This window comes from Novosphingobium lentum NBRC 107847, assembly GCF_001590965.1.
Classification (GTDB): Bacteria; Pseudomonadota; Alphaproteobacteria; order Sphingomonadales; family Sphingomonadaceae; genus Novosphingobium; species Novosphingobium lentum.
On the sequence record NZ_BCTW01000006.1, the window covers coordinates 192731 to 218264 of the forward strand.

A 25534-nucleotide genomic window follows, 5' to 3' on the forward strand; every position below is an offset into this window, starting at 1 on the left:
CACACGCCAATTTAAATGTCAACAATCGCTCCATGGCTGCGAGCGACCCTGCCCCGACCAAGACTCCGGCATCTGCCCCGGCGCCCAACAGCCGTCGGCGCGGGCGCCCGCCGGCCGACGCGGCGAGCGCGGTGCCCGAAGAACGCGTGCTGCACCTCGCCTTCGAAAGCTTTGCCGAATTCGGCTATGAAGGCACCACGGTGCGCGAACTGGCCAAGCGGCTGGGCGTCAGCCACAACCTGCTCAACGTGCGTTTCGGATCGAAGGCGGACCTGTGGCGGCGCGCGGTGGACTGGCGCGTCGCGCGGTTCGGCGCCCCGGTGTTTTCGGTGTTCGACCGCACCGATCTCGATCCGGAAAGCCGGCTGCGGCTGCTGGTGCACCGGTTTTGCGGATGGGCGGCGGAAAACCCCAGCTTCATCAGCATCAGCCACGCCGAGGGCCGGCGCAGCACGTGGCGGCTGGACTACCTCGTCGCGCTGTACATCCAGCCGTTCAAGCACAGCCTCGACGCGCTGTTCGGCGAGGTGCTGGCGATCCGGCCGATGCGCGGCATTTCATCGTCCGCGTTCATGGCCATGCTCGTGCAGGGGGTAGGGTTCTATTTCGCCTCGACCCCGATGCTCGAAGCGCTGGGCGTGGGCGAAGAGGCCGATCCCGAGGCCATTCCGCAGCGCGTCGGCCAATTTGCCGATACGCTGCTGGCCGGACTGCTCGGCCCGGCCTCGTCCATGGCTGTCCCCGATCGTCAGGCGGACGCGATCCCCGTTACTTGAGCGTGCGCAGGATGCGCTTGGCGGCGATCTTGCCCGGCAGGCCCGAAATGCCGCCACCCGGATGCGCGCCTGCGCCGCCGATGTAGAGCCCCGGCACCGCCGGCTTGGGCCCGCCGAACCCGGTCGCCGGGCGGTTCTGGCCCGACCGCAGCGACCCGAAATCGATGTGGGTGACGCAGCCGTTGGTGGCGTTCAGTCGCTGTTCGCGATCGCGCGCGGTTTCCACGAAGCGGCCGACTTCGGCATCGAGGCCGTCATAGAATTCCGACATCTGCGCGATCAGGTCGCGCATCGTCCGGTCCTTGATCTCCTGGCTCCACCCTTCGCGCGCATCGACCGCCATGCCCGGCACGTAGATGTACGCCAGCCCGCCGCCTGCCGGCGCCTGCGACGGATCGGTGTTCGACAGCGGGGTGACCGAGACCGCGTTTTCCTTGGGAATATCGCCGCGCCGCGCCGCCGCGAACGCTTCGCGCACCTGTTCGGGCGTGCCGATGTAGCCGACCGCCTTGTTCAGATCGGCTCCGTCGTGGCGCATGTCCTGATGGCGCTTGAGCGTCAGCGGCTTGGACAGCGCGAGGTTGGCGAGGAACGGCGCGGCGTTCGATCGGTTGGCCGGGGCATGCTTGATCCGTTCGAGCAGGCGCCGCTCGACCTTGCCGGGCGTGGTCATGGCAAAGGCGGTGCGCGGATCGCAACTGGCGATGACCGCCTTGGCCTTGATCACGCGGCCGTCTTCCAGCCGCACGCCGCGCGCCGCGCCATCGTCGATCAGGATTTCGGCGACCGGCGCGTTGAGCATAATCTTCGCGCCCGACGCCTCGATGCTGGCGGCCATGGCGTTGGCAAAGCTCTGCAGACTGCCGATCGGCTTGCCCGTGCCCAGCCGGTGCAGCGCCGCCAGGATCATGTAGGCCGCGCCGTTGCCATCGTCGTCGACCGGCCCCGCGCCCGCGGCGGTGTTGGTCATCAGCGCGATGTTCGCGGGATGCTCGAACCATTCGCAGGCGATCTGGTCGGCGGTGCCGGCGGCGAGGATCTGCAGTTCGTTCTTCAGCTTGGCGTTGCGCACCAGGCTGCCGACCAGTTTGCTCGCGTTTTTGAGATCGGGGCGGCCCGGTTCCGACTTCATGATCGGAAAGCCGATGTCCATCAGCGCGTTGAGCAGTTCAAGGAACTTGAGATAGTTCTTGCCGTCCTGCGGGTTGAGGCGGCCCATGTCCTCCGCCGTCCGCTTGGGATCGCGGAACAGGCACACGCTGGCGCCCGACGGATCGAGATAGGCGTACGTCGGATCGGGATCGACCCAGCGCAGCCCGTGCTTTTCAAGCTCGAGCTCCTCGATCAGCCCGCTGCCGCGCACGAACAGCAGTTCGACCGCGCACGGCGTGACCAGATGGCTCGGCGCTTCGGGGATCATGTAGCCCGCGCTGGTCATGCCGCCGACTTTGCCCAGCCGCTCGACCACGATCACGCGTTTGCCGGCGCGGCTCAGATAGCCTGCGGCGGCCATCCCGTTGTGCCCGGCGCCTACGACGACGACATCTGCTTCCTCGGTCACTTCAGGCCCTCCGGTTGCCGGGTGCCGACATGCGGCACGTCCGGTATGGTCGCACCATGGCGACGGACGGATTTTTGACGCTCCTTCCCGAAGACAGGTCATGGCGTGGGCGGGGCATTGTTTTGGGACAGGGAATTGTCAGGAGAAGATGAGCGATGTCGGTCAAGCTGGACGCAAAGACGGTCCATGATCGGTTGACCGAGTGGCTCGGCCGGACCAAGCCTGCCTGGCAGGGGCTGACCGTCGCGCCGATGGACGTCGTGCTGGGGTCGGGCTTTTCGGCCGAAATCTTCTTCGTCGATGTCGAATACCGCGAAAACGACGCGCCTGTCCGGCGCACGCTGGTGGTGCGCCGCCAGCCGCAGACGTTCGAAGTGGTGTTCGAAAGCGACCTGACGCTGCAGGCCAACATGATGGCCGCGCTCGATGCGCGGGGCGATCTGCCGGTGCCGCCGTGGGTGGGCAAGGAAGACGACGCCACGATCCTGGGCGCGCCGTTCCTCGTGATGGGCCGCGTCGAAGGCCAGGCGGCGACGCAGCGCCCCAACTACAATGTCGAAGGCTGGCTGGTGGACCGCACCCCGGCCGAGCGGATGGGCCTGTTCCGCAATGCGCTGACCGCGCTGGCCAAGCTGCACGAGATCGACTGGCGCGACGGCTTCCAGTTCCTCAGCCGGCCCGACCGGGGCGCACCGGGGCTGGAGCAATACCTGGGCTATCTGGTCGAATGGCATGCCGCGCGCGGCCAAGGGCGCAAGCTGCCGATCCTCGATGCGGCAATGCGCTGGGTGCTCGAAAACCGGCCCGAACAGACCGATACCTGCGTGCTGTGGGGCGATCCCACGCCGTCCAACGTGATGTGGCGGGCCGATGGCAGCGTGGCCGCGCTGATCGACTGGGAACTGGCCGCGCTCGGCCCGCGCGAGCTGGACCTGGCGTGGTGGCTCTATTTCGACGACCTGTTCAGCCGCCGCTTCGGCGTGACCCGGCTGGAAGGCCTGCCGACGCGCGACGAAACCGTGGCGATCTACGAGGCTGCCGCCGGCCGCAAGCTGGGCGATCTCGATTACTACGATGTCGTGGTGGCGCTGCGCATGGCGCTGGTCGCGGTCGGCGCGTTCGACCGGCAGGTGTCGCTCGGCAACATCGCGGCAACCAACACCTCGGCCGACAACAACCTGATGACGCTGTACATCGCCGAAAAGCTCGGCCTGCCGCTGCCCGAGCTGGGCAGCGACTTCCGTGACTTCATGCGCAACCTGACGCCGGTGGAAGAAGCGGCGGAGTAAGGATTTCGGCGGGCTGAGATCACCTGCTCCCCCGCGAAGGCGGGGGCGCGGGGCTTCAGATCATAACTGGTTGCTGCCCGCTGCGGCGAACAGCCGCTGGAAATCGACCATGCTCGCCTGGTGCGCGGTGAACCCGCCATCGACCGGGATCAGCGCGCCGTTGATGAACCGCGATTCGTCCGACGCGAGGAACGCGACGACGTTGGCGATGTCGCGCGGGCTGCCCAGTTCGGGGTTGAGGTGGTGCGCCAGCAGCACGTCCTTGACCGCCTGCGGCGTGGATTCGACCGCGTTTTCGCTCAGCACGAAACCGATCGCGATCACGTTCGAACGCACGCCCTGCTTGCCATACTGGGTGGCGATGAAGCGGCCCAGATTGATCAGCGCGGCCTTGGATGCACCGTAGGCGGTCAGGGTCATTTCGCCGAGCAGGCCGAAACCCGATGCCGAATGGATGATCGATCCGCCGCCGCCCGCGATCATCGTGGGCAGCACATGCTTGCACAACAGCATCGGCCCGCGCGCGTTGACGGCAAACGCCTTGTCCCACGCATCGGCGGGCAGGTTGATCACATCGAGGTCGCGGGCGCGCTGCTCGTTGGTCTGGAACGCGGCGTTGTTGTGGACGATGTCGATCCGGCCATGCGCCGCCACGATCTTGCCCACCGCTCGGGCGATGTCGTCCTCGTCGGTCAGGTCGAACACCGAAGCTTCGGCCCGAAAGCCGCGCGCGCGCATCGCAGCGGCGGTTTCCTCGACCCGGTCGGCCATGATATCGTTGAGAATGACCGTCGCGCCGCGCTCCGCCAGCACCGTCGCAACCTCCGCGCCGATCCCCTGGCCCGCGCCGGTGACGATGGCGATGCGGCCCTGCAATGGATTGGTCATGTTTCTCTCCCGAAATCTTCGCGGCCACTCAGAATGCGGCTCGCTGCGGCGACACCTATAAAGCGATAGGCACGCTTCGGCGCGAAGCGATGAAAATCGGCGCAACACGACAATCGGACCCTTGCGGCCCAGAACCGGGAAGAGAGATGCACATGGGCGTACTGGACGGAAAAGTGGCGATCGTGACCGGGGCCGGTTCGGGCATCGGCGCCCGCATCGCGCACGTGCTGGCCGAGCAAGGCGCCAAAGTGCTGGTCGCCGCCAGCCGCGCCGAAAGTGCGGCGGGCACCACGCAGGCGATCCGCGACGCGGGCGGTCAGGTCGCTTCGGCGTTTGGCGACCTTGCCGATCCGGCCACCGCCCAGCACCTCGTCGATGCCGCCGTCGCCGCGTTTGGCGGGGTCGACATTCTGGTCAACAACGCCGCGGTGACCGATGCCGCGACATTGGCCAAGGACGCCAACATCGCCGACATGGACGCGGCGACGTGGGAGCGCACGCTCAAGGTCAACACCATAGCGCCCGCGTTGCTGTGCAAGGCGGTGATCCCGCACATGATCGCGCGCGGCGGCGGGTCGATCGTGATGGTCGCGTCGGGGCGCGGCGTGCAGGGCGATCTGGGCATGCCGGCCTATGGCGCCAGCAAGGCGGCGCTGATCAACCTCGCGCTCAATGTCGCCACGCAATACGGCAAGCAGGGCATTCGCGCCAACTCGGTGGTCGTGGGCATGGTGATGACCCCGCCGCTGGCCGCGTCGATCAGCCCCGAGATGATCGCACTGTTCACCGCGCACCATCTGACGCCCTATGTCGCCGATCCGCAGGACATTGCCGGGCCGGTGGCGTTCCTTGTGTCCGATGCGGCGCGGTTCATCACGGGCGCGACGCTGGCGGTCGATGGCGGGATGACCTCGCACGCCGCCCCGTTTGCCGACGTGATGAAGCTGTCGTCGGCGGGGATGCTCAAGCAGGATTGACGCCCGGATTTGGCAACCTCAAGTGCGCTTTACCTTGCGGGGCACGGCGCATTCTCGGCCCGGTCAGCGGCCGGCTTTGAACTCGTGCAGATAGTGCGCCAGCCGGTTCACGAGGAAATCGGGCAAGGCTTCGGGCGCGCCCATGTCCTTGTCGTTGCCGTAATTGCGCACCGACAGGATCAGGATCTTCAGCGCGGCCACCGCCATGTAGAAGCTGAACTGCGGCATCGGCCGGCCATAGATCCGCTCGAACCCCGCCACAGCCTCCGCGCCGCGCGGCAGTCCGTCGATGCGGGCCACGCCGAAATTCTCGCTGAACACTTCGTCGAGATAGACCCAGTGCGCCAGATCGACTTCGGGGGGGCCGAGCGTGGCCACCTCGAAATCGAACAACGAGGCCACCGCGATACCGTCGGCGGTGTACATCGTGTTGCCCAGCCGTGCGTCGTTCCACACCAGGCCCGATTGCGCGGCGGGAGGCGCATGGGCTTTGAGATAGGCCAGCGCATCGGCGATGACCGCAAACGGCTGGCCATTGCGCGCCCAGTCGAACCAGTTGCCCACGAACCGGTCGAGGTAGAACACCGCGTCAGGCGGCGTGTCGGTGCCGCTCGCCAGAAACGGGAAGCAGCGCCAGTCGATGCGGTGGAGCCGCGCCATTTCCGCGATGCCGTTCCACCACAGCTGCGTCCGCTCCGCCGTGGTCAGGTCGGCCACCCAGCCTTGCGCATGATAGCTCGGAAAATCGGGCGGCACCCGGCCATACAGCCGCTCCATGATGAAGAACGGCGCGCCCACAACGCCCGGATCGCTTTCCGCAAACGCGATCTGCGGCACCTTGACAGTGGAGTTGGCCGCAATCGCGCGCATCACCCGGTACTGGTGGAACACGTCGGCCAGCATCGGCACCGCGACGTCGCGCTGGATGCGCGCGACCAGCGCGCGCTCCATTGCCCGGCCGCTTTCCTGCCACCGCGCGGTGAACAGGATCGTGCGGCTGGAAAAGCCCTGCGCCGGCTCGGTCGCATCGACGATCTCGACCGCCGGCGCACCGGGCCGTTGCGCGGACAGCCATGGCCCGATCTGGCGGGCGAAAACTTCGGTCGGCGTGGCGGTGCCGGTGGTGGGGGTTGCGCTGGTCATCGATCAGCCGAGCGCGATCCGGCCGTCGGCACCCATCGTGCCATTCAGTCCGGCGGCGGCGGTCCGTTCGGTCACCACGGCGAGGATTTCCGCGAAGTTGGGCTCGCCCGGTTGCAGGATCGTGGGCCGCCCGCTTTTGCCGAGGAACACCGGGACCACCTGCACCCCGGTGATCGCGCCATCGGTGATCGTCACCGACGCGGCCAGCCCCCGGCTGGTTTCATCGAGCAGCGGCGCCGATATTCCCGATGGCGTCTCGTCGCGCGACCATGGCGAAATCATCGCGAACTTGCCCATGCAATAGAGGATCGCCTTGCCGCGATAGACCTCGAAGCCCTTGATCGCCAGCGGCCCCTGGCTGACGATCAGGTCGACGCCGGCATCGATGAACGCGCGCGCCGCTTCGCGCTGATAATCGGCAATCGCCGATTCATGCTCCAGAATGCCCCAGTGGCAGCTCAGCACCACGATGTCGGCCTGCGCTTTGAGCTGGGTGATGCTGTCGATCATCGCCGCCAGGTCTTCGCGGTTGATCAGCGTGCGGGTTTCCGGCTCGACGCCCCAGTCGTGCCAGCTGTTGTTCTCGGCATAAGTATGGCGCCGCAGCGGCACGATCCCCGGGGTGCGCCGACCGGCATGCGCGCCCGGCAGGAAGCCCGATGTGCAGGCGAGGAAACCGATCCGGTGGCCGCCGCGCTCCACGATCGCAGGCTGGCGCGCGCTGGCGATGGTGTCGCCGCCGCCGACATGCGCGATACCGGCCTCGTCCAGCAGCGCCATCGTCCGCAGGAACGCGCGGTAGCCGCCATGCATGGTGTGGTTGTTGGCCACCGACATCACGTCGAACCCCGCCGCGCCCATCATCGCGATGCTTTCCGGCGCGCCCGGCGCGAACAGGTCGCCAAGCTCGAAATCGTCGTTGATATGCGCTTCGACCGGGTGGGTGTCGCCGGCTTCCTCGGCATACGGCCATTCGCAGTTGCCGAACGTCACGTCGGCCGCCGAGAGCACCGGCGTGACCGCCGCGAACAGGTCGGCCGGGGGTTCGCGGGTCATCAGTTGCAGGTCGCCGACCGCAAACAGGCGCAACGTTCCGTGGGCCATGTGGCTGTTCCTCTCCATTTGCCGGCGATGCTGCAGGGCGTGACCGGCACCTGCCCCTATCGTGTGGCCGGTTGAGCCGGCTGGCAGCACATTAATACGGTGAGGATCAAAAGCGGATACGAACGCAAGGGACAGGACATGGCAGGACGCTTTTCGGGCAAGGTGGCGCTCGTTACTGCAGGCGCGGACGGGATCGGCGCCGCCACCGCCCGCGCCTTTGCGCAGGAAGGCGCGTCGGTCGTACTGGCGGACATCAACGATGCGCTGGGCGAGGAACGCGCCGAAGCGCTGCGGGCGGAAGGTTATGCGGCGCGCTACCTCCACGCCGACGCGACCGACGAAGCGCAAGTCGAGGCGCTTGTCCGCCATACCGTCGAGCACTTCGGCGGGCTGCATCTGGCAGCCAACGTGGTCGGCGATGCCCATCCGGATTCGGCCGGGCCGGACCTGCACACGCAACCGGTCGAGGCGTTCGACCACACCATCAAGATGTGCCTGCGCACCACGTTCATCTGCCTGAAGCACGAGATCGCGTACATGGTCGAGAACGGCGGCGGCGCGATCTGCAATGTCACCTCGCTGGCGGGCATGATCCACAACGGGTTCGGCGGGGCGGGCTACGGGTCGGGCAAGGCCGGCGTCATCCGCCTGACCAAGTTCGCCGCCGTCAGCTATGCCGATCGCGGCATCCGGGTGAACTGCATCGCGCCGGGGGTCACGCCGACGCGCGCCTACTACAAGTTCGGCGATGACTACGCGAAGGTGCTGATCGACGAGCAGGTGAAATTCCAGCCGATCAAGCGCGCCATCGGCTGCGACGAACAGGCCGCCGGGATCATCTGGCTGTGCTCCGACGAAGCCGCGATGGTGACCGGCCATGTCCTGCCGATCGACGGTGGCTGGACCGCGCAATAACCGACGCACCACGTCACCCGAAAGACACTGCGAGAGGAAGACCGATGGGATCGCTTGACGGAAAGATTGCGGTGGTGACCGGCGCCTCGGCCGGGATCGGCGAGGCCACCGCGCGCCGGCTGGTGGCCGCCGGGGCGACGGTCGTGCTCGCCGCGCGGCGCGAGGACCGGCTGGCGGCGCTGGCAAAGGAACTGGGCGGCAACACCGGGTATCTCGCCATCGATCTGGCGCACCCCGATGCACCCGCCGCGCTGCTGGCCGATGTCACGGCGCGATTCGGCACGCCCGATATCGTGGTCCACAACGCGGCGGTGCTGCACGTCGGTTCGGTCGAGGACTTCGACCTGGCGCACCTCCAGCCGATGATCGCGATCAACTACGAATCGGTCGTGCGCAGCTGCTATCTGTTCGCGCGCGCGATGAAGGCGGCGGGCAGCGGCCACATCGTCAACATTTCCAGCATCGGCGCCAGCATCACCGCCGCTGGTTCGGGCATTTACGGCGGGCTGAAAAAGGCGGTGGAGATGTTCACCGATTCGCTGCGGATCGAACTGGCCGGCACCGGCGTGAAAGTCGGGCTGGTCGCGCCGGGAACGACCAGCACCGAGATCTTCGAACCGATGAAGGCCGACGGCAAGGCGGCGTGGGACACGTACATCCCCGCGCTCGATCCCGACGATATCGGCCGCGCCGTCCTCTACATTCTCGAACAGCCGCCACGCGCCAATGCCGCGCGCGTGCACGTCTATTCGGCGCACGAAGGCTTCTGATCAGCCGAGCCCGAGCATCTCCGCGTCCGCTGCTTGCGGATAGATCGACAGCGGAAAGCCCTGCACCGTGGGCCCGAAGTAATAGGCGTTGCCGCCGCTGGCCAGCGGCTGGCGGTGGCGCACCGCAAAGCCGGCCGCTTCCAGCGCGGCCCGCGCGGCTTCGACGTCGTGATGGACGATGTCGACCGACGCCAGCGCGCTGCCGATGCCATCGAGCACCGCCGACGGTCCTTCGATCAGGCGCACCCGGTGCGGACCCGAAAGCCCGCGCTGGCCCAGCCCGCCCGGGTCGAACGCGTGAAACTCCATGTCGTAGAACCGCTTGAGGTCCGCCGCCAGCGCGTCGATGTCGGGCGACACCAGCGTCACGCACCCGATCTTGGGCGGGGGCGCATCGTCGAGCGCCTCGAACGGAAATTCGGACCGAACTTGCGCCTCGTTCACGCCTTCGGTGCAGGCGAGGAACTGGATGCCGTGAAAATCTCGGCCGAACAGGTATTCGTTGACTGCGGGCACCGGCAGATAGCTGGTGGCGATCGGCTCGTGCCCCGCCGCCTGCAGCCGTGACAGCACCGATTCGGCATCGGCCACGTCGATCGCGATTTCGATCAGCGGATCGCCTTCGGCAAAGCCCAGCCCTTCTGGTCCCGGCTGGATCGGCTCGATGCCATGCTGGCCGAAAAACACCTTGAACGTCGCGTCGGGATAGACTTCGGCGATCAGGCCGGGCGTGAAGAACGTGAAGCCGAACAACGCACCCATCTGGCGGGTAAAGTCCGCCATGTCATCGACCCGCCACGCCATGCGGCAAAACTTCGGTACCATCAGGACTCTCCCATTCCAGCCGGTCCGAACCCTTGGCTTCGGCCGATCGTTGGCTGCGGCAGAAATAGGCATGGCTGAACCGGCCCATGCCCCGCCTTTTGGTAGGAAGCCGGTTCGGGTGCGGTGCGTAACATCCGCTCACAACGATGGTTCGGGAAGAACGGGACACCAGACACCCCGCCCTGATCTGCATGAAGGAGAGCGAGATGGCTGACCCGCACGATCCCACCAACCGCGGCGCTTCCGAAAGCGCGGACCAGCTCGAGCGGATCACCCGCTGGGCGGAAGCGAACCTGGGCGGCAAGGTCACCCGCGTCGAACGGCAGCGCCGCTGGCGCCCGGTGTGGCGCATCAGCATGGAAGACAAGGGCGAGTTGCGCGAATATCTGTTCAAGGCCGACCGCGTGTGGGCGGCGCACCCCTATCTCCACGTCCACGAAATGCACTTGCTCAACGTGCTGGCCGCGCACGATATTCCGGTGCCGCCGCAGCGCGGGTTCTGCGACGATCCGCCGGCGATCGTGATGGATTGGGTGCGCGGCGGACGCGATCCCGGGCTGGTCATGGAAGCGGTGGAAACCGCCTCCACGATGACGCCGGATCGCTGGTCGGCCTCGCTGCAATACATGGAGCAGCTGGCCGCCATGCACAAAATCCCGGTCGAGGCGCTCGAAGCGATCGGGTGCAGCAAACCGGAAGGGCCGACCGAGCTTGCGCTGCAGCACTACGAACGCTTCCAGGCGATGTATGACGAGGCGGGCATCGTCGATCCGCCGATGGAGTTTGCCACGCGCTGGCTGCGCCGCAACGTGCCGATGCACCGCACCCGGATATCGCTGGTCACCGGCGATTGCGGCCAGTTCCTGTCCGATGGCCCCGACCTGACGTGCGTGATCGACGTGGAAATCGGCCATCTGGGCGATCACCTGCACGATCTCGCCTGCTTCCGTGGCCGCCATCCGGTCGAGAACATGGGCGATCTGCCCTCGCTGTTCCGCCACTATGAAACGGCGATGGGCGAACCGCTCGATCTGGGCGTCATCGCCTACCACACCGTCGCCTTCCTCGGCGTCGGCTACTTCGGCCCGCTGTTCGCACTGGCCCGCACCGATGCCGGTGGCGACTGGGTGGAAGCGGCAGTGCAGTGCGCCTTCATCGGCCGCCGCATGCTGGAAGCGCTGGCCGAAATCGAAGGCATCGCGCTGGACGATCTGGCCCTGCCCGCTCCGCGTCCCTCGCCGCTCGAGGAAATGGCGCTGACCAAGCTGGCCGCCGATCTTCACCGCCTGCCGCTGAGCGATACGTTCGCCAGCTGGCAGCGCGGCATCCTTGCCAGCGTGCCCGAATACCTGCTCAATCAGGCGCGCTATCGCCGCTGGGCGGAGGACACCGACCTCGATGAGCTGGCAGCGCTGCTGGGTGAACGCCCGGTCGACCTGCTCGACGCGGACAAGAAGCTCGTGGCGTTCATCCGCTCAGCCGGGCCGGAACATGATGCGGCGCTGACCCGCGTGATGCACCGCCGCCTGTTGCGCCAGTGCCTGATCATCGCGGGACCGGATGCGCCCGAGGATCATCTGGCGCTGATGAAAGTCGAGCCGCTGCTCGATGGCCGGATGGATCGCGTGGGCGATCCGGCGCTGGCTTTCGCCTGACAGCCTTGAAGCGGGCGCCGGTTTGCCGGCGCCCGCCACCACAGGGTGCGCCGGGGGTGCACCGGAAAAGAGTGAGCTTACCATGGACTTGGGCATCAAGGGCAAAGTGGCGCTGGTCACCGGCGGCACCCACGGCATGGGCCGCGTGGTTGCCGATCGGCTGGGCGACGAAGGCGCGCGCGTCGTCATCGTGGCGCGCGGCAAGCCGGGGCTTGACGACACCGTCGCCGCCATTGCCGCAAAGGGCGGCGAAGCGGTCGGCGTTTCGGCCGATCTCACCGATCTGGCATCGTTCGACTTCATCGCGGAGCAAGCAAAAAAGGCATTCGGCGCGCCCGACATCGCCATCTTCACGCCCGTGGCGCCGCCCTCTGGCGGGTTCGATGCGTTCGACGACGATGCCTACGACGAGGCTTATGCCAATATCGTCAAGGCCTTCCGCCATTTCGCACGCGCCGTGGTGCCCGCGATGAAAGAGCGCCGCTGGGGCCGCATCGTCACCATCGGATCGGGCGCGGCGAAATCGCCGGCGCGCGCTTCGGTGCTCAATTTCGACTATATCCTGGCCAACACCGTCCGGCCCGCCGGGCTCGGCCTCAGCCGCAGCCTGGCCGACGAACTGGGCACGCACGGCATCACGGTCAACACCGTGGCGCCCGGCTTCATCGATACCGGCGAGGCCTATGCCGCGTTCTTCGAACAATGCGCGGTCGATGCGGGCATGGCCTACGAGCCGTTCATGGCAGATTTCCTGCGCCGCATTCCGGCCAACCGGTTCGGCCGGCCCGAGGAAGTCGGTTCGCTGGTGGCGTTCCTGTGCTCGCAGGACGCCGGTTACATCTCGGGCCAGTATATCGTCGCCGATGGCGGTTACATGCAGGCCTATCACTGAATTCGGGCTTGCGAGCCAGTTGAGGGGACACACTATGAAGGCATCGCGTTTTCTGGCGTTCACGGCCGCATTGGCCGTCGCGTCCGCCACCGTCACTGTCGTCGGCGCCAAGGCCGTCCGGCAGCCGGTGTTCAACGCCAAGGCGGACGTTGCCGCGATCAAGCAGGTCGAGGAAATTCTGGCGACCGAAATCGACATCGACAAAGTGATGCCGCTGTATGCCGATAACGCGGTGGTACTCGACCTGTTCTCGCCCGGGATCTTCCAGGGCAAGGCGCAGATCCGCGCCGGGTTTGCCCCGCAGCTCGCCGCGATCAAGTCGATTGCCAAGACCACGCCCGAAATGACCGTGGCGACCAACGGCCGGTTCGGCTGCGCGGCCAGCCAGATCGCCTACCAGACGGTGATGAAGGATGGCACCACGTTCGCCATGAACGTGCGCGTGCTCGATGCGCTGAAGAAGGTCGATGGCAAGTGGCTGGTGGTGCAGCAGCACCTGTCGTTCCCGGTCGATCCCGCCACGCTGACGGCGCAGACCAGCGCCCCGATCCAGCCGCGTACGCTGGCCTGGTCGGCGCACCCGCTCGCCCCTGTCTCGACCACCCCTGCCAACGGCAAGGCGCAGATCAGGGAATGGATGGATGTCGGCGGCGCGTCGGTCGGGCTGGAAAAGCTGATGAACTACTACGGGCCGGGCGACGACACGCTGCTGTACGACGCGTTCAGTCCGAAGGCGTTGATCGGCAAGCAGGAAATTGCGGATTTCTACGGGCCGATCATGGGCAGCTACAACGGCATCAGCCTGACGATGCCGCTGTTCGCGGTCGATTCCGATGGGTCGTTCGGGGTGCAGATCGATACCCAGCACCTGACGCTGAACATGAAGGACGGCACCAAGCGCAACGTCGCGCTGCGCCAGAGCGACTGCATGCGCCGCGTCGGCGGCAAGTGGTACAGCTTCATGGAAATGGTTTCGTACCCCGCCGATGCGAAGACAATGAAGGCACAAATGGCCTACTGATTGCGATACCAACTGGACGAAACCGAGGGGGTCGCCGAAAGGCGGCCCCTTTTTTGTGCGGGTACGCTGCGCCCCCGCGCAGGTGGGGGCCTTGGGCGGGGGTAGCGCTTCGCGGCCTGAGGCCCCCGCCTTCGCGGGGACGCAAAGCAAACAAGGCAGGAATGCCGCGCGGCGTTGCCTGCCAATTGCGCGCACAAAAAAACGGCGGCCGCACCAGGCGACCGCCGTTCGATTTCGTCAGATCTCAGATCAGAAGCTGTACTTCACCGTCGCGCCATAAGTGCGCGGCGCGCCCTGGTACTGCACCGTGGCGCCAAGCCCGGTGTAGCTGTTGAACACGTTGGTGAAGTTGGCCTTGTTGGCCACGTTCTTGCCCCACACCGTCACTTCGATGGCGGGATCCTTGAACGTGTAGGTCGCCTGCAGGTTGAGCAGGCCGTAGGCACGGACGCGCGAGGCTTCGTTGGCGATCGCCACGGCAGCGGCCTGCGCCGGGTTGCCCGTGGTGAAGAAGTCGTAGTAGCGCGACGAGATGTACGAATAATCGCCGTGCAGCTTCAACTCACCCGAACCCACGTCGAGCGTCTGGGTCAGCGAAACGTTGGCGGTCCACTTCGGCGCCTGGGTGATGGGTTCACCCGAGCGATCGACCACGACCGTAGCGGCACCAACGATCTGGCTCTCGAACCGGCTGCCGGCCGCATACTTGGCATGCAGGTAGGCGACGCTGGTGCCCACTTCCATGCCGGTCCACGGCACGACCGTACCTTCGAATTCAAAGCCGTAAGTGCGGGCCTTGCCGGCGTTGGTGACGAACTGCGTCAGGCGGGTTGTGTTGGTCGAATCGACGAAGGTCGCGTTGATGATGCGCTGAACATTGTTCTGCCACGCATGGAACACGGCCAGGTTGGTCCGCAGGTGACGATCGAAGAATTCACCCTTGAAGCCCGCTTCCACGTCGCGAACCGATTCAGGCTTGAACGAGCTTGAATACGGCGGCGGCACCGGACGCGCGTTGAACCCGCCCGAGTTGGAGGCGCCGCTGGTCTTGGCGTAAAGGAACACATCCGGCGAGATCTTGAAGTCGACACCGGCGGTCCATGCAGGATAGCGGAAGCTGGCGGATTCGGCGTTGTGACAGCCGCTGTTGGGTTGCGCCAGGCCCGTGGGGGTGGGCTTGCCGGCGTTGGGACCCGCCTGACAGGTGAAGGGCTGACCCGGCCTGGGAAGGAACGGGGTGGTGCCCTGACGATCGATCTGGCGGGTATCCCACGTATAGCGGATGCCGCCGGTGAGACGGACGGTATCGGTGACGTTGTAGTAGAGCTGCGCGAACAGACCTTTCGACGTCGAGACGAACGACGCAAACGTGTTGTCGCCACCGGTTGCAATCGGAGTGTTGAAGAAAATCGCCGACTTCGAATTTTCGTCGCCCGCTTCACGGAAGTAGATGCCACCGAAGATATACTGCAGATTGCCGGTCTTGCCCGACACCTGCAGTTCTTCGCTGAACTGGTGCTGGCGATAGATGCTGAGGAATGCGCCCACGCCGGTGCCGGTACCTGACAGATCGAGGTTGTCGAGCGTGTTGGAGTGGCGATAGCCGGTGATCGACTTGACCGTCACGTCGCCCAGATCGACCGCAAGGTTGCCGGTCAGCGAGTAGGCTTCATTGAAGTTGAAGCTGTTGTCGAGGGCGGGAACGCCGGTGCGCGGCGAACCATAGCTCGTGCGCCAGTCTTGCGACAGCAGTGTAGCCTTCTGGGCATCCGTGGCGAATTCGGGGTTCAGGTACTGGGTGACCGGACCCAGCGGACCTTGCGAGAAGTTCGCAAAGGTTCCGGCGAGCAGTCCGCCCAGTGCCGGAATCGGGGTGCTGCCCGGCAGAGCGCCCGAGCGTACGGCCTGCGAAATGCCATAGAACGAAGCCAGCGGACCGGCCGGGTTGATCGCTGACACGGCCGTCGGGTTACCGCTGTCGCGATAGTGCGTGTAGTCACCAACCACGTTCAGCGTGAGCGGGATCGACGAAGGTGCCCACTTCAGCGCGCCACGACCGTAGTATTCGCCCTTGATCGCGCCGTTGGGGGTGGCTTCGAACGGGTTGGGGTAATACCCGTCGCGCTTGTTGTAGCGACCGGCGAAACGCACGGCCAGTTCATCGCCCAGCGGCACGTTGACCACGCCTTCGGTGACGACCTGCGAATAGTTGCCGAAGCCGACCTTCATGTAGCCTTCGGTCGTGTTGAGCTTGGGCTGCGTCGTGGTCAGGTTGAGCGCGCCGCCGGTCGTGTTGCGACCGAACAGGGTGCCCTGCGGGCCGCGCAGGACTTCGGCCGAGGCCGGATCGAGGAAGCCGAGGTTGCCGACGATCGGACGACCGACATAAACGCCGTCGATGTAGATGCCGACAGCGGCGTCGGAAAACGAGTTCGGGCTGTTCTGGGCCTGACCACGAATGGCGAGATAAACGATCGAAGCAGGGCCGGTGCCGCCGGTGCCGATCGAAAGGCTCGGTGCGGTGCGCATCAGGTCGGTGACCTGCGTGACCTGGCGTTGCTCCAGAGTCGCCGCCGACAGTGCGGTCACGGCGACGGGAACGACCTGAAGGTTTTCCCCGGTGCGGCGTGCGGTCACGACGATGTCGGCAAGGCCGCTCTCAGGTGCGCTGCTGGCAGCATCCTGCGCGGCCTGCGTTGCAGCCTGGGCGTGCGCGGTACCGGTGATTGCAAGCGCTGCAACAGGTGCAACGGTCGCAAGCAAAATCCGATTATATGTAGAAATCCTCATCATCGTAATCCTCCCATCATTTGCGCGGGCATTGGTGTGCCCGGCCATTTTTTTGCGGTTACCGACCGACGTCCTTAAACGGACGTACTGCGTCGGCGCGCGCGCCAGATCCAAGCGATTCCGGAGTGTCTATTAACGTCAGCCTGCAAATTGGAGCAGCCTGAACTCTGTAGAGATCCTGCCATAGAAAGTCGCGAAACAGCAATTTCGTCCTGCAATTCGCCGCGTGTTGCGCGGCCCGCGAAATCATCAACGAAATGCCGCACTAAGGCCAAAACACTGCAAACACAGGCCAACCGCGCCATCCCCCTGGCAGATATTCCGATGTGTGCATGGTTTGTATTTGGTGGTCTCCGGTATCACTGCACCGGGGTCTGCCATGCGTCCGGCCAGCACCCTCCTGCCAGAAGATAGGGGGTATCCGATGCGGTTTTTCGCCAGCGACCAGCCGACGCCGCGCCGGGCCTGCAGGCTTGGCAGCGAGACAGGTATCCGGCACGGGTGCCCGCCGTTCGCACGCAGTCATGAGGAGATGGATCAATGACCGACAAATGGGCCAAGGGTATCGAAGTGTTCGACGCCGTTTACGGCAAAGGTTCGTCCGCGATGGTCGAGGCCGCGCCGCGCTCGCCTTACCTCGACGAGACGGTCGAGCACCTGTTCGGCGACATCTGGGCATCGAGCGCGCTGTCGATCCGCGACAAGCGCCTGATGGTGATCGGCGCAACGACGATGCTGGGCCGCGCCGACCTGCTCGAAATCCAGATCGCCGGCGCGATCGTCAATGGCGAGATCACCGACGAACAGTTCGAAGAGATGAAGATGCTGATGCTGTTCTATGCGGGCGCCGGCAACACCACCGCGCTGGTTCGCGGCATCGACGCGGCGCGCAAGCGCGCAGCGGAAATTCAGGCCGCCGGCTGACGCCGCCAAGCGGGCCGGGGCACGATGTTGCGCCCCGGTTCGTTTGCCTGGCGTTCCACCATGCTCAGCCGGGCGCCATCCGGCTTGCGTCGAAGCCCGGCGTCTGCGCGCTGTCGATATATTCCTCGATCCGCGAAATCCGGTCGCCGTCGAGCGTGAACACGATCAGCGCGGGCAAGCCGGACAGGCGGAAGCCATCGGGACCTGCGGCATCGACGCGATGCTGCTGCACCCAGCCTGCCGGGGTCGGCAACCGGCGCACGTCGCGGAAATGCACCTGCACGCTGGTGAAGTACGACCCGAAAAACGCCAGCGCCTGCGCGCGGTCGAGCGTGGCATCGGTGAAATTGTACCAGACCTGGAAATCGGGGGTGAACAGGCGATCGAGCGTGGCCATGTCGCCGCCCGCAATCGCCGCGGCAAAGCGATCGGCGATGGCGTCGATGCGCGCCACGTCGGTTCCGGCGGTGCCTGGTGCGGTCATTCCGGCCTGTCCTCCAACCTCGTCACGCCGCGTGGCGGGCGCAATTCAGGGTTCTGTTCCACCGGCAACGGTGCGCCGGGAGACCTGCCCGGTGGCAGGTGCCGTGCGCGCCCCCCCGGTGAATTCGGGGCGCGACAAGCAGGCAATGGGGAGATGACGTGTGGCGGTCGATCGTGAAGAGGCCCTGCGCCTGGGCCAGTTCTGGGCTACCGTTTCCGAAGAGCACGACACCGACAAGTTCCAGACCGTGCTGCACGACGATTTCGTGATGTGGTACAACTTCGATCCGCAGGATCGCACCCGCGCCGAATTCATCGAAACGCTGAAATCCGCGCACGCGATGTTCCATGACCAGAAGAACGAGGACGCGCGGATCACCGTGACGGACGACGGGTTTGTCCTGCAGGCCACGATGACCGGGATACTCGACGGCACCGCGATCCGATCGCCCTATTGCTTCGTCGCGCGGATCAAGGACGGGTTGATCATCCGGGGCGACGAATATTTCGATACAGCGCAACTGACCAAGAAGGCCGGCCGCCCGGGCGAAGGCATGGTCTGACGCCGCGTTTCGCAGCGATCGCCTGTTGCGACTGCTCGCCTGTTAGACTGGGCTGTTAGACTGGGCTGTTAGACTGGGCTGTTAGACTGGGCGTCAACGCTGAAGGTTGGGAAAAGCCCGACGGACGCCTTATAGGTTCGGGCATAAGAACGGGACTGGCCTGTATCGCGCATCCCGCACCGGGCGCGCCGTGCCGGCGACGAGTCGAGGAGAGACATCTTGGGAATGGAAAAGCCGGTCCTTCGGCCGTTCGATCTTGGCACGGGCCCGCTCATGCCGGACGCGTTCATCATGGAAACCGGCAAGGTCGATCTTTCGGTCTACACGTCGCAGGAACGGTTCGAGGCGGAGCGCGAGATTTTCGGCCGGGTGTGGCTGAACATCGCGGAATCCTCGGAAATTCCCAACGCGGGCGACTGGATCGTGCGCGACGTGAAAGTGCGCTCGTCCTCGATCATCCTGGTGCGCGGCAAGGACATGGTGATCCGCGCGTTCCACAACATCTGCGCGCATCGCGGCATGAAGCTGGTGTGGGACGACAAAGGGCGTGGCGGCAAGTTTTCGTGCCCGTACCACGCGTGGATGTTCGATTCGGTCGGCGCCCTGCTCCACATTCCCGACGAGGGCTGCTTCCCGCACGTCGACAAGCAGGCCAGCGGCCTCACCCCGGTGCGGTGCGACACCTGGGAAGGCATGATCTTCGTCAACCTCGACATGCAGGGCACGCAGTCGCTGGCCGACTATCTCGGACCGGTGACCGAACGCCTCAAGGGCGTTCCGTTCGCCAGCTATCCTTACACCGCGCGCGTCGGCTCGCTGATCAATGCCAACTGGAAGCTGGCGATCGAGGCGCAGTGCGAGGCGTACCACGTGCGCGCGCTGCATGCGCGCACCGTTTCCAAGATGCTGTCGTCGACGGACAATCCGTTCGTCCATCCGCTGCACACCGAATTTCTCGGCGCGCACCGCATGAACTCGGTCCCGCGCAATCCGGACTACGAACTGTCGCCCGAAAAGCTTGTGCAGGCGTTTTCGTTCATGAATGCCCAGCAGATGGTGATCGCGGACACCGGCGCGCAGGACAAGCCGGAGGAGACTTTCGCCGGGCATTCCGACGTCAATCCGATCCGGTCGAACCTGTGGGGCAACGACCAGTACGTGCTGTACCCGCACTTCATCTTCCACCTGTCGCTGGGCGGCTGGTGGCTGCACCGGTTCTGGCCGATCGCTTCCGACAAGTGCTATTGGGAGGCGGTCTACCACTTCGAGCAGCCGCAATCCTTGCGCAACCAGTTCGCGGTGCAGTATTCGCTCGCGCTCAACCGCGACACGCTGATGGAAGACAACCTCGCGCTGGTCCAGCAGCAGGAAGTCATGGAAAGCGGCGCGAAGAAGATCGTGCAGTTCGGCGAACAGGAAGCGCTGTGCAAGCACCTTGCCGCCGTGTCCGAAGCCGCCGCGAACGACGCGCAGGCGCTGCGGATCGCCGCCGAATAGGCCGCGCCCGGCCCCGCCCCGGCATCGCGTGGGGCTGTGGAGCGAGTGCCGGTTATTTCAACATGCCACACCAAGGATAGGCGTGCCTGCCCTCGCGACGCGGCAGGCACGCTGGCATCGGCAGTAGGCAAACTGCGGGCGGGGATGACGGAATGGACCTGGGGATCGCAGGAAAACGCGCGCTGGTGACCGGCAGCACATCGGGCATCGGTGCCGCGACGGCCAGGATGCTGGCCGCCGAAGGGGTGCGCGTGATCGTCAACGGCCGCAATGCCGACCGGGCCGAGGCAGTGCGCGCCGGGATCGAGGCGGCTGGCGGCACGGCAGCGGTCGCGCTGGGCGATCTGGCCACCGACGATGGCGCCGATGCGGTGATGCGCGCCGCGCTGGGCGCGTTCGGCGGGATCGACATCCTCATCAACAATCTGGGCCAGTACGAACCGTTCGCGCCGGTGTGGACCGACGCCACGCCCGCGCAATGGGCCGCGACATACGAAGCCAACGTGATCGCCGCCGTGCGCACGATCCGCGCCAGCGTGGACGGCATGAAGGCCGCCGGCTGGGGCCGGATCATCAATATCGCGAGCGGCGCCTACACCGAACCGCCACCCGAATTCCCGACTTATGGCCCGTCGAAAGCCGCGCTGGTCAATCTGTCGGTCGGGCTGGCCAAGTCGCTCGCCGATACCGGGATCACGGTCAACACGGTCAGCCCGGGCAACGTCCTGACCGAGGCGCTGAAGTCCAACCTGCCGATCATCGGCCAGGCCAACGGCTGGGAAGAAACCGGTATCGACGCGCTCGAGCGGCGCTTTGCCAAACAGTGGCGAAGCCTGGTCAGCCGCACCGGCCGGGTCGAGGAAATCGCCGCGGTGATCTGCTTCGTGGCGAGCGCGCATGCCTCGTACATCACCGGCACCAACTACCGCGTCGATGGCGGCTCGCACGCGACACTCAACTGAACACGAAGCGCACCTGAAGGGATCACCATGAAGCTTGCAGGCAAAGTCGCGATCATCACCGGCGCGGGCAGCGGCATGGGCGCGGACGAGGCGCGGATGTTCGCCGCCGAGGGCGCGAAAGTGGTCATCACCGATATCGTCGGCGATGCCTGTCGCAAGGTGGCGGCGGAGATCGGCGAGAGCGCCATCGCGATCGAGCACGACGTGGCGGATGAGGCGGGCTGGAGCCGCGTGGTCGCAACCGCGCTGGCCCAATTCGGCAAGATCGATATCCTCGTCAACAATGCCGGGCTGACCAAGTCCGACACGTTCGACAACACCGATGTGGCGTTCATGCGCCGCATGCTCGACGTGAACATCATCGGTTCGTTCCTGGGCATGAAAGCCGTGCGCGGCCCGATGAAGGACAACGGCGGCGGCGCGATCATCAACATCGCCTCGGGTCTCGCCTTCACCAGCCTGCCCGGCTATTTCGCCTATGGCGTGTCCAAATGGGGCGTGCGCGGCATGACCCGGCTGGGCGCCAAGGAGCTGGCCCCCGACAACATCCGCGTCGTCACGTTGACGCCTGGCGCGATCGAAACGCCCTCGCTGGTCCCGGCGGTGCGCGAGAATGCCGCCACGATGATCCCGATGGGCCGCGTCGGCGGCGCCGACGAATTTGCGCGCGTGGTGGTGTTCATCGCGTCGGACGACGCCAGCTACGTTTCGGGCGCCGAATTCCTGATCGACGGCGCGATGATCTGCTGAATCGAAATTTGCTGAACTACGATTTGTTGAAGTGATTTGGGCGCATCCTGCCGCCACGAGGCGGACGGAGCGCCATCAACCGGAGATGGACACGATGGGCAATGCACCGCCGAACGGGATCGTTCCGGCTCAGGGAATTCCGTTCGATCCCGACGCCTATGACGCCGCGCTGCTCAACGCGATCATCGCGCCGTGGCGGCCCGACGTGCGGATCGCGGATGTGCGGGTGAAGAACGCCAAGCGCTATGGCGACGGCATGGTCTCCACCGCCGCGCGTGCGTTCCTCGATGTCGACTATGCCCCCGGATCGCCGGTGGACCTGCCGCGCCATCTGGTGCTGAAGCTGGGGCGCTCGCCCGATTTCATGATCGGCCCGCTCTACCAGAACGAAGTGCGCTTCTATAACATGCTGCGGCCCGAAGTGACCGACATCGAGGCGCCGTTCACGCTGGGCGGCTCTTACGATCCTGCCACGCAGGCGTTCGCGCTGCTGCTGGGCGACCTGACCGACCAGGCTGCACGCTTTCCCAACGTGCTGTCGAAAACCACGCTCGACGAGGTTCGCGCCATTCTCGATGTGCTGGCGCGGCTGCACGCGCGGTACTGGCAATCGCCGCGTTTTTCAGGCGACCTCGCGTTCCTCGAAACGCACACGCAGGGCGATCTCGCCACGTTCATGCACGATCTGGTGCCGCACGCGATCCAGCAGGAAATCGATACCGAGAACTTCAAGCGCGAACTGGTTGCGCGCCTGCGCACTTCGGGCGACGAGCTGCGGCGGGGCGTGGCTCGCCTGCACCAGCACCAGCAGACCCTGCCGCACACCGTGCTCCACGGCGACACGCACATCGGCAACACCTACCTGCTGCCCGATGGCCGCGCCGGCCTGCTCGACTGGCAGCTGACGGTGCGCGGGCACCACATGCACGACGTCAACTACCTCATTACCACCGCGCTGCCGATCGACCTGCGCCGCGACAACGAGCGCGACCTGCTGGCCTTCTATCTCGACCGGCTGCAGGCGTATGGCGTCGCCGAGATGCCCGGGTTTGATGAAACCTGGGACGAATACCGCCGCTGCCTGGTGTGGGGCGTCTATATCGGCTGGCTGACCACCAACATCGCCAACTATGGCTGGGAAATCAGCGTTCTCAACCACTTGCGCCTGACCACGGCGTTCGAGGATCACGACACCGCCGCGCTCATCCGTGCGCTGGGCTGAACCGGAGCATCATCACCATGACACTCGAAGAACTTTCTGCGCGCGAAGCGATCAAGGACGTGAAGGCCCGCTATTGCTACCACATCGACCTCAAGCACTGGGACGAATACGCCGGCCTGTTCACCGCCGACGCGATCATGGACGTGGACCAGTCGGTGTCGACGCGCGGGCGGCCCGCCAATCCGACGCCGCGCATCACCGGCAGCGCCGCCATCCGCACATTCATGCCCCAGATGCTGGATAATGCGGACACCGTGCACCAGGTGCATTCGCCGATCATCGAACTGACCTCGCCCACCACCGCCAAGGCGATCTGGGCGATGGAGGACATCGTCAAGATGCCGGGGTTCCATCTCGAGGCGCGCGGGCACTATCACGAGACGTACGCGCTGGTGGGCGGCAAATGGTACATCGCCTCGCTGCACCTGACCCGCACGTTAATCAACATCTTGGAAGGGACCGAGGCCGGACCGGATCTGGGCTGAACCGCGCGCCTTGCCGTTTCCTATCCAGAGGCAGGGACACCCCGGAGCCACGCCGCATAGTCTGCCGATCACGCGGGCGGGTTGCCGCACCGATAGATCGCGAGAGAGAATCTTATGACCAATACCGTGGCGCTGGTGACGGGCGCGAGTCAGGGCGTGGGCCGCGGGGCCGCGCGCGGGCTCGGCTCGAAAGGCATGACCGTGTACCTCACCGCCCGCAACGCGGACGGGCTGAAAGCGGCGGCCGCCGAAGTCGATGCCGCCGGCGGCAAGGGCATCGCGGTCGTCTGCGACCATCGCGACGATGCGCAAGTCAAGGCCGTGTTCGATCGGATCGAGCGCGAGCAGGGCCGGCTCGACCTGCTCATCAACAATGCGGCTGCGGTCTATGGCGACGAACTGTCGAAGCCGGGCGGGTTCTGGGAAAAGGATCTCAAACTTGCCGACATGATCGTCGTGGGGCTGCGATCGGACTATGTCGCGGCGTTCCATGCCGCGCCGCTGATGATCCGCACCGGCGCCTCGCTGATCGCCAACATCTCGTTCTATGGCGCGGCGTCGTACTTCGTCGGCCCGGCCTATGGTGCGGCCAAGGCCGGGACCGACAAGATGGTGCACGACATGGCGATCGACCTTGCCGCCACCGACGTGGCGATCGTCTCGTACTGGCCGGGCTACGTCCGCACCGACGAATTCCGGGCGATCCCGGAGGAGTTTTTCCCCGAGCCGCTGCGCGCCATCCTGCCCGAGTTCGAGACGCCGGAATTCACCGGCCTCGTGATCGCCGGCCTGCTCGCCGATCCGGAGCGCAAAGCACTTTCGGGCAAGGCGCTGATCGGGGCCGAGCTGGGGCTGAAGTACGGCATCAGGGACATCGACGGAAAGCAGCCGCGCACCTGGACGGCGGAAATGGGCCGACCGCTCGACTTTTTCGTCGCGGGCTGAAGGCAACTGAAATGCGGGGTGGCTCAACCGCCCTTGTGGGAGAGAACCGATGATCGAGGCGCTGCTGGTCGTCTTCACCAACCCCGCCGAGGGGCGCGACGACGATTTCAATGACTGGTACACCAACGTCCACACCCGCGACGCGCTGGGCTATCGCGGTTCGATCGCGCAGCAGCGGTTCCGCCTGTCGGATGAACAGGTTCAGGAATTCCCCGGTGGGCGCTTCTTCTCGAAATATCTGGCGCTGTACGAAGTCTATGATGCCGAACGGTTCGTGCAGGAACACATCGACAATGCCCTGACCACGCGCATGGTGATCGAGGATTCGATCGACATCTCGCGGCTCGACGATTTTCACTACTACCCGCTGCAATACCGCGACAAGGCGCCGCGCACGTTCCAGACCGGCAGCGTGGTGGTCGAACAGATCAAGGCGAAGCCGGGCCACGAGGCGCAGTTCCGCGACTGGTACAACGATCACTACCTGCCCGCCCGCTTCCGCGAGGACGGCATCATTACCGGTGCGCTGCTCGCTTACGACCCGCACGCCCAGCTGGTCGAATTCAGCCCCGAGCACGATCACGTGGGCATCTGGCGCCTGTCGGACGATGGCGCCCGCGCGCTGTGGCGTTCGCGCGCGCTGAGCGAATGCCCGCACCTCGACGCGGCCTCGCTCGCGGTGACCTGCTGGGATATCCTGACCGAGCGGATGACCGAGGACGCGATCCATCATCCCACCTCCGCCGGGCTGGCCGGCGCGGAACGCGCGCGCGCGCGCATCAAGGCCGGCGGCACCGAGATGAAGGATCGCGGCGACCATCTGAAGCACTGAACGGCACGGCCTGCGATACATGCACGATCAAATCATCGTGCATGATGCCAATTGATTTCGCCGAACGGCGATGCGATGCAATCGGACAAGCCGCGCGAATCCCCGGGAGTTGATCGATGAAAGTTTCATACCTTTGCATGACGGGCTACGATGGTCCGGCGCCGGGGATCGAGATCTGGCCGGCGTCTCCGGAGTTCTGCCGGCCGGCGGTGGCGCAAGGGTCGTATGCGCGGTATCTCGAGATGGCCGAGGCGGCGGAGGACTT

General features: G+C 65.6%; 24 protein-coding genes. 17 read left to right on the top strand and 7 right to left on the bottom strand.

From position 1 onward, the window contains the following. Positions 1–32 precede the first annotated feature (32 nt). Positions 33–776, top strand: coding sequence for a TetR/AcrR family transcriptional regulator (locus NL2_RS07265; RefSeq protein WP_068073426.1), 744 nt, complete (start codon positions 33–35; stop codon positions 774–776). Here the strand turns inward: NL2_RS07265 and NL2_RS07270 are convergent. Beyond that, positions 769–2337: a phytoene desaturase family protein gene (locus NL2_RS07270; RefSeq protein WP_068073428.1), complete on the bottom strand. Its 1569-nt coding sequence runs from the start codon at positions 2335–2337 to the stop codon at positions 769–771. The genes NL2_RS07265 and NL2_RS07270 overlap by 8 nt on opposite strands. A 155-nt stretch (positions 2338–2492) precedes the next feature. Here NL2_RS07270 and NL2_RS07275 point away from each other — a divergent pair, with 155 nt between their 5' ends. Continuing rightward, positions 2493–3626 carry a phosphotransferase family protein gene (locus tag NL2_RS07275; RefSeq protein ID WP_157083083.1) on the top strand — a complete coding sequence of 378 codons (1134 nt, stop codon included), beginning with the start codon at positions 2493–2495 and terminating at the stop codon, positions 3624–3626. A 60-nt stretch (positions 3627–3686) separates the two neighbouring features. On the opposite strand, the gene NL2_RS07280 is transcribed toward NL2_RS07275, so the two are convergent. Then, entirely contained in the window at positions 3687–4514 is an 828-nt protein-coding gene (locus NL2_RS07280; RefSeq protein WP_068073430.1) for an SDR family NAD(P)-dependent oxidoreductase, read from the bottom strand. Positions 4515–4666: 152 nt separating this feature from the next. Here NL2_RS07280 and NL2_RS07285 point away from each other — a divergent pair, with 152 nt between their 5' ends. Further along, entirely contained in the window at positions 4667–5491 is an 825-nt protein-coding gene (locus NL2_RS07285) for an SDR family NAD(P)-dependent oxidoreductase (RefSeq protein WP_084355967.1), read from the top strand. 63 nt (positions 5492–5554) lie between these two features. On the opposite strand, the gene NL2_RS07290 is transcribed toward NL2_RS07285, so the two are convergent. Then, positions 5555–6634 (bottom strand): phosphotransferase family protein, encoded by a 1080-nt coding sequence (locus NL2_RS07290; protein WP_068073434.1) that lies wholly within the window; start codon positions 6632–6634, stop codon positions 5555–5557. Positions 6635–6637: 3 nt separating this feature from the next. Then, complete coding sequence (locus NL2_RS07295) at positions 6638–7738, bottom strand: CapA family protein (RefSeq protein WP_068073436.1); 1101 nt, start codon at positions 7736–7738, stop codon at positions 6638–6640. Between the two features lie 138 nt (positions 7739–7876). Between NL2_RS07295 and NL2_RS07300 the strand changes: the two genes are divergently transcribed. Beyond that, on the top strand, positions 7877–8653 hold the full coding sequence (locus NL2_RS07300) for an SDR family NAD(P)-dependent oxidoreductase (RefSeq protein WP_157083084.1): 777 nt from the start codon (positions 7877–7879) through the stop codon (positions 8651–8653). A 44-nt stretch (positions 8654–8697) separates the two neighbouring features. Continuing rightward, positions 8698–9423 carry an SDR family oxidoreductase gene (locus NL2_RS07305; protein WP_068073441.1) on the top strand — a complete coding sequence of 242 codons (726 nt, stop codon included), beginning with the start codon at positions 8698–8700 and terminating at the stop codon, positions 9421–9423. Here the strand turns inward: NL2_RS07305 and NL2_RS07310 are convergent, their stop codons facing one another. Then, a complete protein-coding gene (locus tag NL2_RS07310) occupies positions 9424–10248 on the bottom strand; it encodes a hypothetical protein (protein WP_157083085.1) in 825 nt (274 codons plus the stop codon). A gap of 206 nt (positions 10249–10454) precedes the next feature. On the opposite strand from NL2_RS07310, the gene NL2_RS07315 reads away from it, so the two are divergent. The 3 genes from NL2_RS07315 (at position 10455) to NL2_RS07325 (ending at position 13816) form a co-directional block, all read left to right on the top strand. Next, complete coding sequence (locus tag NL2_RS07315) at positions 10455–11903, top strand: protein kinase family protein (protein WP_068073512.1); 1449 nt, start codon at positions 10455–10457, stop codon at positions 11901–11903. A gap of 82 nt (positions 11904–11985) precedes the next feature. Beyond that, positions 11986–12795, top strand: coding sequence for an SDR family oxidoreductase (locus NL2_RS07320; protein ID WP_169799482.1), 810 nt, complete (start codon positions 11986–11988; stop codon positions 12793–12795). A 34-nt stretch (positions 12796–12829) separates the two neighbouring features. Next, positions 12830–13816, top strand: coding sequence for a nuclear transport factor 2 family protein (locus tag NL2_RS07325; protein WP_068073448.1), 987 nt, complete (start codon positions 12830–12832; stop codon positions 13814–13816). Positions 13817–14065: 249 nt separating this feature from the next. Here NL2_RS07325 and NL2_RS07330 read toward each other — a convergent pair whose 3' ends face one another. Continuing rightward, positions 14066–16606, bottom strand: a complete 2541-nt coding sequence (locus NL2_RS07330) for a TonB-dependent receptor (protein ID WP_169799483.1) — start codon at positions 16604–16606, stop codon at positions 14066–14068. Between the two features lie 540 nt (positions 16607–17146). Here NL2_RS07330 and NL2_RS07335 point away from each other — a divergent pair. Next, positions 17147–17530, top strand: coding sequence for a carboxymuconolactone decarboxylase family protein (locus NL2_RS07335; RefSeq protein ID WP_068073455.1), 384 nt, complete (start codon positions 17147–17149; stop codon positions 17528–17530). Positions 17531–17594: 64 nt separating this feature from the next. Here the strand turns inward: NL2_RS07335 and NL2_RS07340 are convergent, their stop codons facing one another. Next, positions 17595–18014, bottom strand: coding sequence for a nuclear transport factor 2 family protein (locus tag NL2_RS07340; RefSeq protein ID WP_068073457.1), 420 nt, complete (start codon positions 18012–18014; stop codon positions 17595–17597). A gap of 160 nt (positions 18015–18174) precedes the next feature. Here NL2_RS07340 and NL2_RS07345 point away from each other — a divergent pair, with 160 nt between their 5' ends. From NL2_RS07345 to NL2_RS07380, 8 genes are all read left to right on the top strand, one after another. Next, the gene (locus NL2_RS07345; RefSeq protein WP_068073459.1) at positions 18175–18576 is read left to right on the top strand and encodes a nuclear transport factor 2 family protein; all 402 of its coding nucleotides are present in this window, start codon (positions 18175–18177) and stop codon (positions 18574–18576) included. Positions 18577–18801: 225 nt separating this feature from the next. Further along, positions 18802–20073 (top strand): aromatic ring-hydroxylating oxygenase subunit alpha, encoded by a 1272-nt coding sequence (locus NL2_RS07350; RefSeq protein WP_068073461.1) that lies wholly within the window; start codon positions 18802–18804, stop codon positions 20071–20073. 152 nt (positions 20074–20225) lie between these two features. Next, positions 20226–21035 (top strand): SDR family NAD(P)-dependent oxidoreductase, encoded by an 810-nt coding sequence (locus tag NL2_RS07355; RefSeq protein ID WP_068073465.1) that lies wholly within the window; start codon positions 20226–20228, stop codon positions 21033–21035. A gap of 27 nt (positions 21036–21062) precedes the next feature. After that, positions 21063–21785, top strand: coding sequence for an SDR family NAD(P)-dependent oxidoreductase (locus NL2_RS07360; RefSeq protein ID WP_068073467.1), 723 nt, complete (start codon positions 21063–21065; stop codon positions 21783–21785). A 94-nt stretch (positions 21786–21879) separates the two neighbouring features. Continuing rightward, entirely contained in the window at positions 21880–23007 is a 1128-nt protein-coding gene (locus tag NL2_RS07365; RefSeq protein WP_169799484.1) for a phosphotransferase, read from the top strand. A 17-nt stretch (positions 23008–23024) separates the two neighbouring features. Continuing rightward, the gene (locus tag NL2_RS07370; protein WP_068073471.1) at positions 23025–23492 is read left to right on the top strand and encodes a nuclear transport factor 2 family protein; all 468 of its coding nucleotides are present in this window, start codon (positions 23025–23027) and stop codon (positions 23490–23492) included. A gap of 114 nt (positions 23493–23606) precedes the next feature. Continuing rightward, positions 23607–24437, top strand: coding sequence for an SDR family NAD(P)-dependent oxidoreductase (locus NL2_RS07375; RefSeq protein ID WP_068073473.1), 831 nt, complete (start codon positions 23607–23609; stop codon positions 24435–24437). Positions 24438–24486: 49 nt separating this feature from the next. Further along, the gene (locus tag NL2_RS07380) at positions 24487–25269 is read left to right on the top strand and encodes a hypothetical protein (protein ID WP_068073475.1); all 783 of its coding nucleotides are present in this window, start codon (positions 24487–24489) and stop codon (positions 25267–25269) included. The last annotated feature ends 265 nt before the right edge of the window (positions 25270–25534 follow it).